Origin of the sequence: Streptomyces sp. NPDC086147, from assembly GCF_040702165.1 — a bacterium.
Lineage (GTDB): Bacteria > Actinomycetota > Actinomycetes > Streptomycetales > Streptomycetaceae > Streptomyces.
This window is the reverse complement of sequence record NZ_JBFBJO010000040.1, coordinates 1-15,975: the sequence shown is the minus strand read 5'-3', so window position 1 is coordinate 15,975 and position 15,975 is coordinate 1. Positions and strand designations below refer to the sequence as shown.

The 15,975-nt window shown below is 76.7% G+C and carries 3 protein-coding genes; all 3 read left to right on the top strand.

Annotated features, from left to right (window positions below; genetic code table 11):
• Positions 1–15: 15 nt before the first annotated feature.
• Complete coding sequence (locus AB0398_RS33745; RefSeq protein WP_366379491.1) at positions 16–9,021, top strand: SDR family NAD(P)-dependent oxidoreductase; 9,006 nt, start codon at positions 16–18, stop codon at positions 9,019–9,021.
• Positions 9,018–15,095, top strand: coding sequence for an SDR family NAD(P)-dependent oxidoreductase (locus AB0398_RS33740; protein WP_366379490.1), 6,078 nt, complete (start codon positions 9,018–9,020; stop codon positions 15,093–15,095). The genes AB0398_RS33745 and AB0398_RS33740 overlap by 4 nt, the downstream gene beginning before the upstream one ends.
• Before the next feature lie 32 nt (positions 15,096–15,127).
• Positions 15,128–15,975 (top strand): beta-ketoacyl synthase N-terminal-like domain-containing protein (locus tag AB0398_RS33735; protein WP_366379489.1); only part of this gene is annotated, 848 nt, incomplete at its 3' end.

The window sequence follows — 15,975 nt, the reverse complement described above, 5'->3', positions numbered from 1 at the left end:
GGCACGGGCACCAAGCTGGGCGACCCGATCGAGGCGCAGGCGCTGCTGGCGACCTACGGCCGGCGTCCGGCGGAGCAGCCCTTGTGGCTGGGCTCGCTGAAGTCCAACATCGGCCACGCGCAGGCCGCCGCCGGAGTCGGCGGCGTCATCAAGATGGTGATGGCCATGCAGAAGGGGACGCTTCCCCGGACGCTGCACGTGGATGCTCCGTCCTCCGAGGTGGACTGGGAGACGGGCGCGGTCGAGCTCTTGACCGAGTCGCGTGCGTGGCCGGAGACCGGGCGCCCGCGCCGTGCTGGCGTCTCCTCCTTCGGTGTCAGCGGGACCAATGCCCACGTCATCCTCGAAGAGCCGCCCGTACGGGAGGCGGCGGAGGAGCCCGCGACTCACGAACTTCCCGTCGTCCCTCTGGTCCTCAGCGCCAAGTCGGAGGCCGGCCTGCGGGCCCAGGGCGACCGGCTGGCCTCCTTCCTCAACGGCGAGGACGCGCCGCGTCCGCTGGACGCCGGGTACTCCCTCGTGTCGTCCCGGTCGGTGTTCGAGCACCGGCGGGTGACGCTGGGCGAGGCCGTGTTCGAGGGGGTGGCGGGCTCGGCAGGTCGTCGGGTGTTGGTGTTCCCGGGTCAGGGGACGCAGTGGGTGGGGATGGGCGCGGGTCTGCTGGAGACCTCTCCTGTCTTTGCGGCTCGGCTGCGGGAGTGTGCGGATGCGCTGGCGCCGTTCGTGGACTTCGACGCCGTCGAGGTCGTACGGACCGGTGCTTCTCTCGACCGGGTGGACGTGGTGCAGCCGGTGACCTGGGCCGTCATGGTCTCGCTCGCCGAACTGTGGCGTTCCCTCGGAGTCGTACCGGACGCTGTGGTGGGCCACTCACAGGGCGAGATCGCCGCCGCCGCCGTCTCGGGCGCGCTGTCGCTCGAAGACGCGGCCCGCGTCGTGGCCCTGCGGGCCGGGGTGATCGGTCGCGAGCTGGCCGGCCTCGGCGGTATGGCCTCCATACCCCTGCCGCGCGTCCAGGTCGAGGAACGCCTTGGTGTCGAATGGGTCGGCCGTCTGAGCGTGGCCGCCGTCAACGGGCCCTCCAGCACCGTCGTCGCCGGTGACGCCGACGCGATCGTCGAGATCGTCGCCGCCTACCAGGCCGAGGACGTCCGGGCCCGTCAGGTGCCGGTCGACTACGCCTCCCACTCTGCCCACGTCGAGCGCATAGAGACCGAACTCCTCGACGTCCTGGGCCCGATCCAGCCGCGTCGCTCCGAGATCCCCTTCTACTCCACCGTGACCGGCGAGCTGGCCGACACCACCACCCTCGACGCCTCCTACTGGTACCGCAACCTCCGCCGGACCGTCCGCTTCGAAGACACCGTCCGACTCCTCCTCGACCGGGGATTCGGCACCTTCGTCGAGTCCAGCGCCCACCCGGTGCTCATCATGGGCATCCAGGAGACCGCCGAGGGCAAGGACGTCCTGGTCAGTGGCTCCCTCCGGCGTCACGAAGGCGGCTCGGAGCGGTTCCTGACCTCCGCCGCCGAGCTGTTCGTCCGCGGCGTCGACCTCGACTGGGCCGCCCTCTTCGAGGGCACCGGCGCCCGGACCGTCGACCTGCCCACGTACGCCTTCCAGCACGAGCACTACTGGCACGAGCCGGTCGCCCCGGCCGTCGCCGTCGCCGCCGACCCCGCCGGCACGGACTCCTGGCGCTACCGCACCACCTGGAAGGGCCTGGGAGCGTCCGGCGCCTCCGCTCTCGACGGGCGGTGGCTCCTCGTCCTCCCCGAGAGCGAGAGCGAGGGCGCGTTCGCCGACGCGGCCGAGGCCGCGCTCGTCCGGCACGGCGCCCGCACCGAGCGCCTGACCGTCGACGCGCACACCGCCACCCGCGAGGACCTGGCCGCGCGGCTGGACGCCTACCGGACCGAGGGCGAGGCCCTCGACGGAGTGCTGTCCCTCCTCCCGCTGGCGGGCGGCACCGAGGCGGTCCTCGCCTCCCTCGCGCTCGTCCAGGCCGCCGCCGACACCGACCTCGCCCCGGCCGTGCTCTGGTCCCTGACCCGGCAGGCCGTGGCCGTCACCCCCGGCGAGCTGCCCGAGGACTCCGGCGCCCAGGTGTGGGCCTTCGCCCGGGTCGCCGCGCTCGAACTCCCCGCCCTCTGGGGCGGGGTCGTCGACCTGCCCGCCGAGCCCGACGCCCGCGCCTTCGACCGGATGGCCGCCGTACTGGCCCGGGGCGGACGCCCCGGCGCCGAGGACCAGGTCGCCGTCCGCGCCTCCGGCTCCTACGGTCGCCGGGTGACCCGCGCGGGCCGGACCGCCGGGACGCCCGAGGACGCCCGCTGGACGGCCCGCGGCACCGTCCTGGTGACCGGCGGCACCGGCGCCCTCGGCGCCCACGTCGCCCGCTGGGCGGTCCGCCGGGGCGCGACGCACCTGGTGCTCGCCGGCCGCCGGGGCCCGGACGCGCCCGGGGCCGCCGAACTGGCCGGGGAACTGCGCGCCCTGGGCGCCGAGGTCACCCTCGCCGCCTGCGACGTCTCCGACCGCGACGCGCTCGCCGCCCTGCTCGACGCCCACCCGCCCACCGCCGTCTTCCACACCGCCGGCGTGCTCGACGACGGGGTGATCGGCTCCGTCACCGCCGAGGCCTTCCACCGCGTCCGGGCCCCGAAGGCCGACGCCGCGCACCACCTGCACGAACTCACCCGCGAACGCGGCCTGGAACTGGACGCCTTCGTCCTCTTCTCCTCCGTCACCGGCACCTGGGGCAACGGCGGCCAGGCCGCCTACGCCGCCGCCAACGCCTCCCTCGACGTCCTCGCCGAGCGGCGCCGCGCCGAGGGCCTGCCCGCCACCTCCGTGGCCTGGGGCCTGTGGGGCGGCGGCGGCATGGCCGAGGGCGCGGGCGAGGAGAGCCTGAGCCGCCGGGGCATCAGGGCCATGGACCCCGACGAGGGCGTCGAGGCCCTCCACCGGGCCCTCGACCTCGGCGACACCTGCGTCACCGTCCTGGACGTCGACTGGGCCGACTTCGCCCCGCGCACCGCCGCGCTGCGCCCCGGACCCGTCTTCGACACCGTGCCCGAGGCCCGGCGCGCGCTGGAGGAGGAGCGGCGGCAGGCCCTCGCCGGAACCGACGCCGGCCCCGCCGACGGACTCGCCCGGCGGCTCGCCGGACTCACCGGGACCGAGCGGACCCGGACGCTGGTCGAGCTCGTGCGCGGCGCGGCCGCGGCCGTGCTGCGGCACCCGAGCACCGACGCCGTCCGCGCCGACCGGGCGTTCAAGGACGCCGGCTTCGACTCCCTCACCGCGCTGGAGCTGCGCAACCGCCTCGCCGCCGCCACCGGCCTGCGGCTGCCCGCCACCGTCGTCTTCGACCGCCCCAACCCGGGCGCCCTCGCCGCGTACCTGCTCGGGAAGCTCCTCGGCGACGCCCCCGCCACGGCCCCCGCGCCCCTCCTCGCCGCCGCCCGCGCGGTCGCCGACGCCGAGGACCCGGTCGTCATCGTGGGCATGGCCTGCCGCTTCCCCGGCGAGGCCGACACCCCCGAGGCCCTGTGGGACCTGGTCATGGCCGAACGCGACGTCATCGGCGCCGCGCCCGCCGACCGGGGCTGGAACCTCGACGAGGTCTACGACCCCGACCCGGAGGCGGGCCGCCGCGGCACCACGTACGTCCGCGAGGGCGGGTTCCTCCACGAGGCGGCCGAGTTCGACGCCGAGTTCTTCGGGATCTCGCCGCGCGAGGCCCTGGTGATGGACCCGCAGCAGCGGCTCCTCCTCGAAACCTCCTGGGAGGCCCTGGAGCGGGCCGGCATCGACCCGCTGTCCCTGCGCGGCACCCGTACCGGCGTGTACGCGGGCCTCACCCACCAGGAGTACGCCTCCCGGCTGCACGAGGCCTCCGAGGAGCACGAGGGCTACCTGCTCACCGGCAAGTCCGCGAGCGTGGTCTCCGGCCGCATCTCGTACGTGCTCGGCCTCGAAGGCCCCTCCGTCTCCGTCGACACGGCCTGCTCCTCCTCCCTGGTCACCCTGCACATGGCCGCGCAGGCCGTCCGCGCGGGGGAGTGTGACCTCGCCCTCGCCGGCGGCGTCACCGTCATGGCCGCCCCCGGACTGTTCGTGGAGTTCTCCCGGCAGCGCGGGCTCGCCGCCGACGGGCGCAGCAAGGCCTTCGCCGACGCCGCCGACGGCACGAGCTGGGCCGAGGGCGCCGGAATGGTCGCCGTCGAGCGGCTGTCGGACGCCGTCCGCAAGGGCCACCCGGTGCTCGCCGTCATCCGCGGCGACGCCGTCAACCAGGACGGCGCCAGCAACGGCCTCACCGCCCCCAACGGACCCTCCCAGGAGCGGGTCATCCTCCAGGCCCTGGCCAACGCCGGTCTCGGCACCGCTGACGTGGACGTGGTCGAGGCCCACGGCACGGGCACGAAGCTGGGCGACCCCATCGAGGCGCAGGCGCTGCTGGCCACCTACGGGCAGCGCCCGGCCGGCCGGCCGCTGTGGCTCGGCTCCCTGAAGTCCAATGTCGGCCACCCGCAGGCCGCCGCCGGCGTCGGCGGCGTCATCAAGATGGTGATGGCGCTCCGCGAGGGCGTGCTGCCCAGGACCCTGCACGTGGACGCCCCGTCCTCCCAGGTCGACTGGGAGGCCGGCGCGGTCGAGCTGCTGACCGAGACCCGCCCGTGGCCCGAGACCGGGCGCCCGCGCCGCGCGGGCGTCTCCGCCTTCGGCGTCAGCGGCACCAACGCCCACGTGATCCTCGAAGAACCGCCCGTACGGGAGGCGGCGGAGGAGCCCGCGACCCGCGAACTCCCCGTCGTCCCGCTGGTGGTGACCGCCAAGTCGCAGTCCGCGCTCAAGGCCCAGACCGAACGGCTCCGGGCCCGCCTGGAGACGGCGGACGCGCCTCGCCTGCTGGACGCCGGGTACTCCCTCGTGTCGTCCCGGTCGGTGTTCGAGCACCGGCGGGTGACGCTGGGCGAGGCCGTGTTCGAGGGTGTGGCGGGTTCGACGGGTCGTCGGGTGCTGGTGTTCCCGGGGCAGGGGACGCAGTGGGTCGGTATGGGCGCCGGTCTGCTGGAGACCTCGCCCGTGTTCGCGGCGCGTCTGCGGGAGTGCGCCGACGCCCTGGCGCCGTTCGTGGACTTCGACGTGGTCGAGGTCGTACGGGAAGGCCGCTCGCTGGACCGGGTGGACGTGGTGCAGCCGGTGACCTGGGCCGTCATGGTCTCGCTCGCGGAACTGTGGCGTTCCCTCGGAGTCGTACCGGACGCGGTGGTGGGTCACTCGCAGGGCGAGATCGCCGCCGCAGCCGTCTCGGGAGCGCTGTCGCTCGAAGACGCGGCCCGCGTGGTCGCCCTGAGGGCCGAGGTGATCGGTCGCGAGCTGGCCGGCCTCGGGGGCATGGCCTCCATCCCGCTGCCGCGCGTCCAGGTCGAGGAACGCCTCGCTTCCAGCGAATGGACCGGCCGCCTGAGCGTGGCCGCCGTCAACGGCCCCTCCAGCACCGTCGTGGCCGGTGACGCCGACGCGATCACGGAGTTCGTCGCGGTCTGCCAGGCCGAGGACGTCCGGGCCCGTCAGGTCCCGGTCGACTACGCCTCCCACTCCGCGCACGTGGAGCGGATCGAGGCCGAACTCCTCGACGTCCTGGGACCGGTCGTCCCCCGCCGCTCCGAGATCCCCTTCTACTCCACCGTCGACGGCGGTCTCCTCACCGACACCGCCGTCCTCGGCGCCTCGTACTGGTACCGCAACCTGCGTCAGACCGTCCGCTTCGAGGACACCGTCCGCAACCTCCTCGACGACGGCTTCGGGACCTTCGTCGAGTCCAGCGCCCATCCGGTGCTGATCATGGGCATTCAGGAGACCGCCGACGCCGCCGGGCTCGACGTGCTCGCCGGTGGTTCGCTGCGGCGCAAGGAAGGCGGCTCGGAGCGTTTCCTGACCTCCGCCGCCGAGCTGTTCGTACGCGGCGTCGACGTCGACTGGGCGGTCCTCTTCGAGGGCACGGGCGCCCGTACGGTCGACCTGCCCACGTACGCCTTCCAGCGCACCCGCCACTGGGCGCCGACCTCGCCCGCCGGGGTCGGTGACGCCGCCGCCGCCCGGTTCGGCATGGTGTGGGAGACCCATCCGCTGCTCGGCGGCGCGCTGCCGGTCGCCTCGACCGGCGAGACGGTGTTCGCCGGCCGGATCTCGCTCGCCGACCACCCGTGGATGGCCGACCACGCCGTACGCGGCCGGACCCTGCTGCCCGGCACGGCCTTCGTCGAGCTCGCCCTGCACGCCGCCGCCGCGACCGGCTGCGCCACCGTGGAGGAGCTGTCCCTTGAGGCCCCGCTCGTCCTCGACGGACGCCGCGCCGCGCAGGTCCAGGTGCGCGTGGAGGCCGCCGACGGGCAGGGCCGCAGGCGGCTGACCGTCCACTCCCGCCCCGAGGACGCCGCCGCCGGCGAGGAGGTCGCGTGGACCCGGCACGGCGAGAGCGTCGTCGCTCCCGCCGCCGCCCCCGCGACCGCCGCGGACTGGGCCGCCGCCTGGCCGCCCGCCGGTGCCGAGCGCGTCGAGCCCGCCGACGTCTACGGGCAGTTCTCGGACCTCGGTTACGAGTACGGCGAGGTCTTCGCCGGCATCGAGGCGCTGTGGCGCGCCGACGGCGAGGTGTTCGCCGAGGTGCGGCTGCCCGCCCGGGCCCGGACCGACGCGGCCAGCTACGGCGTGCACCCCGCGCTGTTCGACGCGGCCCTGCAACCCTGGCTGGCCGGCGGGCTGCTCGACGTGCCGGACGGCTCCGTGCTGCTGCCGTTCGCGTGGAAGGGCGTCACCCTGCACGCGGCGGGCGCGGACGCGCTGCGCGTGCGGATCACCCCGGCCGGGGAGGGCGCGGTGCGCCTGGAGGCCGCCGATCCCACCGCGGCTCCCGTCCTCACCCTGGACGCCCTCGTGATGCGGCCCCTGGCGCAGGACCGCCTGGACGCGCTGCTCGGCGCCGCCGACAGCGGGCTGCCGCTGCACCGCGTGGCCTGGCAACGGCCCGCCGGACGGCCCGGGGCCGCGCCGCCGGTCCGCCTGGCCGTGCTCGGGTCCGACGGTTCCGGCCTCGTCGGGACCGGAGTCGGAGTCGGATCCGAAGCCGGTACCGGTGCCGAGGTCGGGGTGTACGCGGACGTGGTGGCGCTGCGCGCCGCCGTCGACGCGGGCGCCGCGCCGCCGGACGCCGTGGTCGCGCCGTTCCCGGCCGGTCCGGGGGCCGCGCCCGAGGACGTGCGCGCCCTCACCGCCCGGGCCCTGGCCCTCGTACAGGACTGGCTCCGTCAGGGCGGGCCCCTCGCGGAGGTGCCCCTGACCGTGCTGACCGGGCGGGCCCTCGCCGCCGTCCCGGACGACACCGTGGACGGCCTCGCGGCCGCCGGTCTCTGGGGACTCGTGCGCTCCGCCCAGACCGAGCACCCGGGCCGGTTCGTGCTCGTCGACACCGACGGCACGCCCGCCTCGGCGGACGCGCTGGGCCCGGCCCTCGGCACCGGCGCACCGCAGCTCGCCCTGCGGGCCGGAGAGGTCCTCGTACCGGCCCTCACCCGCGCCGAGACCGACGGAAGCGACGGTGCCGCCTTCGACCCCGAAGGGACCGTCCTCGTCACCGGCGCGACCGGCACCCTCGGCCGGCTGCTCGTCCGTCACCTCGTCACCGCCCACGGCGCCCGCAGGCTGCTCCTCGTCAGCCGCAGCGGCCGGGACGCGGCCGGGGCCGCCGAGCTGGAGGCGGAACTGACCGCGCTCGGCGCCCGCGTCGTGCTCGGCGCCTGCGACACGGCCGACCGCTCCGCGGTCGCGGCCCTGCTCGCCGGCATCGACCCGGCGCACCCGCTGACCGCCGTGATCCACGCGGCCGGCGTGCTCGACGACGGGGCGCTCACCGCCCTCGACGCCGAGCGGCTGAACACCGTGCTGCGGCCCAAGGCCGACGCCGCCCTGCACCTGCACGAGCTGACGCGCGGCCTGCCGCTGTCCGCCTTCGTGCTGTTCTCCGGCGCCGCCGGCCTCCTCGGCCGCCCCGGCCAGGCCAACTACGCCGCCGCCAACACCTTCCTGGACGCCCTGGCGCAGCACCGCCGCGCCGCCGGGCTGCCCGCCGTCTCCCTGGCCTGGGGCCTGTGGGGCGAGGCCAGCGGGATGACCGGGCACCTCTCCGAGACCGATCTGCGCCGCATGCGGCGCTCCGGCATCGCGCCCCTGACCAACGCCCAGGGGCTCGCCCTCTTCGACCGGGCCCTCACGGGCCGGGGGGACCCGGGCGGCGACGCCCTGCTCGTACCGCTGCGCCTGGACGTCCAGGCCCTGCGCCGCGAGCGGGCCGCGCACGGTCCCGAGGCCGTCCCCGCCCTGCTGCGCGCCCTGGTCCCGGCCTCCGCCGCCCCACGGGCCGCGGCCGCCGCACCGGCCGCCGCGTCGGGCGGCGGCACCGCCGACGGCTCCGGCTCCGGTGAGGGCGCCGTCCAGGCGCTGGTCCGGCGCCTGGCCCCGCTCGACGCCGCCGCCCGTGCCCGGGAGCTGCTGGCCCTGGTACGGACCGAAGTGGCCGCCGTCCTCGGCTTCGCCGGGCCCGAGGCGGTCGAACCGGCCCGCGCCTTCCGCGAGATCGGCTTCGACTCCCTGACCGCGGTCGAACTCCGCAACCGGCTCAACGCCGTGACCGGACTGCGCCTGGCCGCCTCCGTCGTCTTCGACCACCCCACCGCCCAGGCCGTCGCCGAGCACGTCGGCGAGGAGCTGGACACCGCCTCGGGCGGCGGCCGGGAGGCGGGCGAGGCCGCCCTCGCGGGCCTGGAGGCCCTGGAGGCCGCCGTGACCGGGCTCGCCGAGGACGACATCCGCCGCGAGGTCGTCCACCGGCGGCTGGCCGCCCTGGTCACCGCCCTGGGCGGACCCCCGGCCGGCACGACGGCCGCCCCCGAGCCGGCGCTCGAACTCGCCGACGACGACGAACTTTTCGCTTTCATCGAGGAGCAGCTGTGACGGGAAGCGCCGCCAAGGACACGAGCGCCGCGACGGGAACGGGCGCCGGGAACGTGAACACCGGAAGCACGACCGCCGGGAGCACGGCCGCCGGAAGCACGGGCGCCGACGCCGGGAACAACGACAGGATCCGCGACTACCTCAAGCGCGTCACCGCGGAGCTCGTCGCCACCCGCACCCGGCTGCGCACCGCCGAGGAGGCCGCCGAGGCCGCCCGGGAACCGATCGCCATCGTCGCGATGAGCTGCCGGCTCCCCGGCGGCGCCGACAGCCCGGAGGCGCTCTGGAAGCTCCTGGAGTCCGGCACCGACGCCGTCTCCGCGCTGCCCGGGGACCGGGGCTGGGACCTGGAGGCGCTCTACGACCCCGACCCGGACGCGCACGGCACCAGCTACGCCCGCGAAGGCGGGTTCCTCCACGACTGCGCGGACTTCGACCCGGAGTTCTTCGGGATCTCGCCGCGCGAGGCCCTAGCCATGGACCCGCAGCAGCGGCTCCTCCTCGAAACCTCCTGGGAGGCCCTGGAGCGGGCGGGCCTCGCCCTCGACGCCGTGCGCGACAGCCGTACGGGCGTGTACGCGGGCGTGATGTACGACGACTACGGCGCCCGCGTCCCGCACGTCCCCGGCGGCCGGATCCCCGAGGGCCTGGAGGGCTACCTCGTCAACGGCAGCGCCGGCAGCGTCGCCTCCGGCCGGATCTCGTACGCCTTCGGCCTGCGCGGACCCGCCGTCACCGTCGACACCGCCTGCTCCTCCTCGCTCGTCGCCGTCCACCTGGCCGCGCAGGCCCTGCGCGCCGGGGAGTGCGACCTCGCGCTCGCGGGCGGCGCGACCGTCCTGTCCACGCCGACGATGTTCATCGACTTCTCCCGGCAGCGCGGGCTCGCCGCGGACGGACGCTGCAAGGCGTTCGCCGACGGCGCCGACGGCACCGGCTTCGGCGAGGGCGCCGGCATGCTGCTGCTCCAGCGGCTCTCCGACGCCCGCCGCGAGGGCCGCACGGTCCTGGCCGTCCTCCGGGGCTCCGCCGTCAACCAGGACGGCACCGGAGCGGGCCTCACCGCCCCCAACGGCCCCGCCCAGCAGCGGGTCATCCGGGCCGCCCTCGCCAACGCCCGGCTCACCGCCGACCAGGTCGACGCCGTCGAGGCGCACGGCACCGGCACCCGCCTCGGCGACCCCATCGAGGCACAGGCCCTGCTCGCCACCTACGGTCAGGGCCGGTCGGCCTCGTCGCCGCTGCTGCTCGGCTCCCTCAAGTCGAACATCGGGCACGCGCAGGCCGCGGCGGGCGTCGCGGGCGTCATCAAGACCGTCCTCGCCCTGCGGCACGGCGCCCTGCCCCGCACCCTCCACGCCGACGTGCCGTCCACGCGGATCGACTGGTCGGCGGGCGCGGTCTCCCTGCTCACCGAGCACACCCCGTGGCCCGAGCGGCCGGGCGAGCCCCGCCGGGCGGGCGTCTCCGCGTTCGGCGCCAGCGGCACCAACGCGCACGTCATCCTGGAGGAGGACCGGGCTCCGGCCGAGCCCGCCACGACCGATCCCGCCCCGGCCGGGTCCGCACCGAACAGGTCCGCCGCAACCGATCCCGCTCCGGCCCAGTCCGCCGCAACCGATCCCACCCCGGCCCAGTCCGCGCCGACCGATCCCGCTCCGGCCGGGTCCGCCCTGACCGACCCCACCCCCGTCGAGTCCGTCCCGGCGGTCCACCCGGCCCCCGGCATCCACGCCTGGGCCCTCTCCGCGCGCGACGAGACCGCCCTGCGCGCCCAGGCCCGGCGGCTCGCCGACCACCTCACCGCTGCCGCCACCAGCGACCGCACCGGGAACCCGACCGATACGACCGGCCCGGCCGGCCCGACCGACGCGACGACCGACCCGGCCGCTATCGCCTCCGCCCTCGCCCACCACCGCACCGCGTTCCCCCAGCGGGCCGTGGTGCTCGGGGCCGACGCCGGGGAGCTGCTGCGCGGGGTCGAGGCCGTGGCCGCCGGGGCGGGCGCCGACCCGGCCCGCGTGGTCACCGGACGCGCCGCCGCCGGCCGCCGCACCGCCTTCCTCTTCACCGGTCAGGGCAGCCAGCGCCCCGGCACGGGCCGCGAGCTGTACGCGTCCCGGCCGGTGTTCGCCCGCGCCCTCGACGAGATCTGCGCCGCCTTCGCACCGCACCTGGAACGCCCGCTGCGCGAGGTGATGTTCGCCGAGCCCGGCTCGGCCGACGCCGCGCTGCTCGACCGCACCGAGTACACCCAGCCCGCGCTGTTCGCCCTGGAGGCCGCCCTCCACGCCCTCGTCATCTCCCGGGGCCTGCGCCCGGACGTCGTGGCCGGGCACTCCGTCGGTGAGATCACCGCCGCCCACGTCGCGGGCGTGCTCGACCTCGCCGACGCGGCCCGTCTGGTCGCCGCCCGGGGCCGCCTCATGGGCGCGCTGCCCGGCGGCGGAGCCATGGGCGCCGTCGCCGCGAGCGCGGAGGAGGTCGCGCCCCAGCTCGCCGGCCGCGAGGCCGAGATCGACCTCGCCGCCGTCAACGGTCCCGCCGCCGTCGTCGTCGCCGGGGACGGCGGCGCCGTCCGCGAACTGGTCGAGTTCTGGAAGAGCCGCGGTCGTGCCGCGAAGCTCCTGAAGGTCAGTCACGCCTTCCATTCGCCGCACATGGACGGCATGTTGACACAGTTCGAAACGATCGCTCGCGGTCTCGAATACCGGCTGCCGAAGATTCCTGTCATGTCGAACCTGACCGGAGAGCTCGCCGCGGGCGACGCGCTGGGCGCGGACCACTGGGTCCGCCACGCGCGCCGGCCCGTGCGGTTCCTCGACGGTCTGCGCGCCCTGCGCGCCGAAGGCGTCGACACCTTCCTCGAACTCGGCCCGGACGCCGTGCTCACCGCGATGACCCGCACCGTCCTCGACACCGAAACCGACGCCGAAACCGGCACCGGCACGAACACCGACGCCGACGGGCCGGAGCGGCGCCGGACGGGTCCGGCCCCGGTCACCTTCTCCGTGCTGCGCCGGGGCCGCCCCGAGGACACCGCCTTCGCCCGGGCCGTGGCCACCGCCCACGTGCACGGCCTGCCCGTGTCCCTCGCCCTCGCGCCACATCCCGGGACCGGCACCGCACTGGCCGCCGAACTGCCCACGTACGCCTTCCGGCGCAGCCGTTACTGGCTCGACGCCCCCGCCCCGCAGGCCCCGCTGTCCGCCGCCGGGCTCTTCCCGGCCGGACACCCCCTGCTCGCCGCCGCCGTCGCGCTCCCCGACGCCCGGGGCACCGTCTGGACGGCCGCCCTGTCCACCCGCACCCACCCGTGGACCGCCGAGCACACCCTCGCGGGCCGCCCGGTGCTCCCCGGCACCGCCCTCCTCGAACTCGCCCTGACCGCCGCCGGCGAGGACGGCGTCGCGGAACTCGCCTTCGAACACCCGCTCGTCCTCCCTGAGGACGCGCCCGTCCGGCTGCGCCTGTGGCAGGGCCCGGCCGCCGCCGACGGCACCCGGCCCGTCGCCGTCCACTCCGCCCCGGCCGGCTCCCGGGCCGACGACCCCGCCGACGACGGCTGGACCCTGCACGCCACCGGCCACACCGGCGGACCCGTCGGAGCGCCCGACCTCACGGGCCTGACCGGCACCTGGCCGCCCGAGGGCGCCGAACCCGTCGCGCTCGACGGGGAGTACGAGCGGTTCGCCGAGGCCGGCATCGGCTACGGCCCCGCCTTCCGGGGCCTGCGCGCCGCCTGGCGGCTCGGCGGGGACGTCTACGCGTACGCCGCCCTGCCCGAGCCCGAGGCCGCCGAGGCCCCCGCGTACGGGATCCACCCCGCCCTCCTCGACGCCGCCCTGCACGCCGTCACCGCCACCCGCGAGGACGCCCACGGGCTCGTCCCCTTCGCCTGGACCGGCGCCGCCCTGCACGCCACGGGCGCCGACGCCCTGCGGATCCGGATCTCCCCGGCCGGCCCCGACGCCGTCGCGGTCACCGCCGCCGACCCCGGGGGCCGGGCCGTCTTCGCCGCCCGCTCCCTCGCCCTGCGCCGGATCTCCGCCGACCGCCTCGCCGCTACGGACACCGCCGCCTCCGGCACCGCCCCGCTGCTGCGGCCCGTCTGGAACCCCCTCCCGGCCGCCCCCGACGCCGCCGCCGGGACGGCCGCCGTCCAGGACACCGACTGGTATCTCCTGGGCGACCACGACCCGGCCGTGGCCGAGGCCCTGACCGCCGCAGGCGCCCGCGTACGGCACCACGCCGACCCGACGGACCCGGACGGCGTGCGCGCCGGGGACGGCACGCCCGTCCAGGCGCTCGCCGACCTGCGCGGAGCCGAGGACCCGTACGAGGCCGGAGCCCGCGCCCTCGGACTCGTCCAGGCCTGGCTCGCCGCCCCGCACCTCGCCGGGGTCCGCCTCACCCTGCTCACCCACGGAGCCGTCGACTGCGCCGGCCCCGTCACCGACCCGGCGGCGGCCACCGCCTGGGGCCTGGTCCGCTCCGCGCGCACCGAGCACCCCGGCCGCTTCGCCCTCGTCGACCTCGACACCGCCCCGGCCTCCTACGCCGCCCTGCCCGCCGCCCTCACCCGCGACGACGCGCCCGGACAGCTCGCCCTGCGCGACGGCGTCCCGCACGCCCCGGCCGCCGTCCGCACCGCGCCCGCCCCCGCACCCACCGCGACCACCGGCCCCCTCCTCGACCCCGAGGGCACCGTCCTCGTCACCGGCGGCACCGGCGGCCTCGGCTCCGCCGTCGCCCGCCACCTGGTCCACCGGCACGGCGCGCGGCACCTGCTCCTCACCAGCCGGCGCGGCCCGGACGCCCCCGAGGCGGCCCGCCTCACCGCCGAACTCACCGAGGCGGGCGCCAGCGTCCGCGTCGCCGCCTGCGACGCCGCCGACCGCGCGGCCCTCGGCGCGCTCCTCGCCGACCTGCCCGCCGCCCACCCCCTCACCGCCGTGTTCCACACCGCGGGCGTACTGGACGACGGCCTGGTCGCCGACCAGAGCGCCGACCGCCTCGCCGCCGTCCTGCGGCCCAAGGCCGACGCCGTCCGGGTCCTGCACGACCTCACCCGCGACCACGCCCTCGACGCGTTCGTCCTCTTCTCCTCCGCCGCCGGACTCCTCGGCAGCGCCGGACAGGCCACCTACGCCGCCGCCAACGCCCACCTGGACGCCTTCGCCTCCTGGCGGCGCGCCCGGGGCCTGCCCGCCCTCTCCCTCGCCTGGGGGCCCTGGGCCGGCGAGGGCATGGCCGGCGCGCTCTCCGGGGCCGACGCCGCCCGGCTGCGCCGCGGCGGACTCGTCCCCCTCCCGCACCCCGAGGCCCTCGCCCTCCTCGACGCGGCCCTCGCCCGCGAGGAACCGGTCCTGCTGCCCCTGCGCGTCGACCCCGCCGCCGCCCGCGACGCCGGCAGCGCCCTGCCCGAGGTCCTGCGCGGCCTCGCCGGACCCGCCGCCCGCCGCCCGGCCGCGCGCACCGCGCGACCGGCCGCCGGGAGCACGGACGCCGAGCGGCCCGCCGGGTTCGCCGACCGGGTCGCGGACCTGCCCCGGGCCGAACGCGCCGCGCTCCTCCTCGATCTCGTACGCACCGAGGTCGCGGCCGTGCTCGGCCACGCCGGACCGGCCGAGATCGCTCCGGGCCGCAGCTTCAAGGAGGCCGGCTTCGACTCGCTCACCGCAGTGGAGCTGCGCAACCGGCTCACGGAGGCCACCGGGCTGCGGCTGACCGCGACCCTGGTCTTCGACCACCCGACGCCGCTGGCCCTCGCCGAACACCTCGACGGGGAACTGCCGGGCGCCGAGGCCTCCGTACTCGCCCTGCTGGACCGGCTCACCGAGGCCGCGCACCGGGCCGGACACGGCCTGCCCGGCCTCGGCGAAGAGGCCCGGCGGGCCGTCGCCGACCGCCTCGGAGCACTGCTCGCCGACCTCGGCACCGCCGCCGCGGACCCGGCCGCACCCACCCCGGATCCGGACGCCCCGGACACCGGCGACGTCACCGAACTACTCCATTCCGCCTCCGACGACGAGCTGTTCCAGCTGTTCGACAGTGGCTTCCGCACCGCCTGAAGTCCCGGCACCGACACCTCCAGGGGAGAGCTGTGTCCGCTAACGACACCCACAACGACGCCACCGGCAACGAGGGCAGGCTCCGCGACTACCTGCGCCGTGCCATGACCGAGCTGCACGAGACCCGAGAGAAGCTGCGCGCGGTCGAGGAGCGCGGCAGCGAACCCATCGCGATCGTGGGGATGGCGTGCCGTTTCCCGGGTGGGGTGGGTTCGCCGGAGGGATTGTGGGAGTTGGTGGCGTCGGGGGCGGACGCGGTGTCGCCGTTCCCGGGGGACCGCGGCTGGGACGTGGAGTCCCTGTTCGACCCGGAGCCGGGCACTCCCGGGCGTTCGTACGTGCGTGAGGGAGGCTTCCTCCACAGCGCGGGCGAGTTCGACGCCGGGTTCTTCGGCATCTCGCCGCGTGAGGCGGTGGCGATGGACCCGCAGCAGCGCCTGCTCCTGGAGACCTCCTGGGAGGCGCTGGAGCGGGCCGGGGTTCCGGCCGACTCGCTCAAGGGCTCCCGCACCGGCGTCTTCGTCGGATCGATGTACCACGACTACGGCACCGACCGGGCCGCCACCGACGAGGACGCGGGCGGCTACGGCGGCACCGGCACCTCCGGCAGCGTCGTCTCCGGCCGCATCTCCTACGCGCTCGGTCTGGAGGGCCCGGCGGTCACGGTCGACACCGCCTGCTCCTCCTCGCTCGTCGCCCTCCACCTCGCCGCCCAGTCGCTGCGCTCCGGCGAGTGCGACCTCGCCCTCGCGGGCGGCGTCACCGTCATGGCCACGCCCGGCACCTTCGTGGAGTTCTCGCAGCAGCGGGGTCTTGCGTCGGACGGCCGGTGCAAGGCGTTCGCGGAGGGCGCGGACGGCACGGGCTGGGCCGAGGGCGT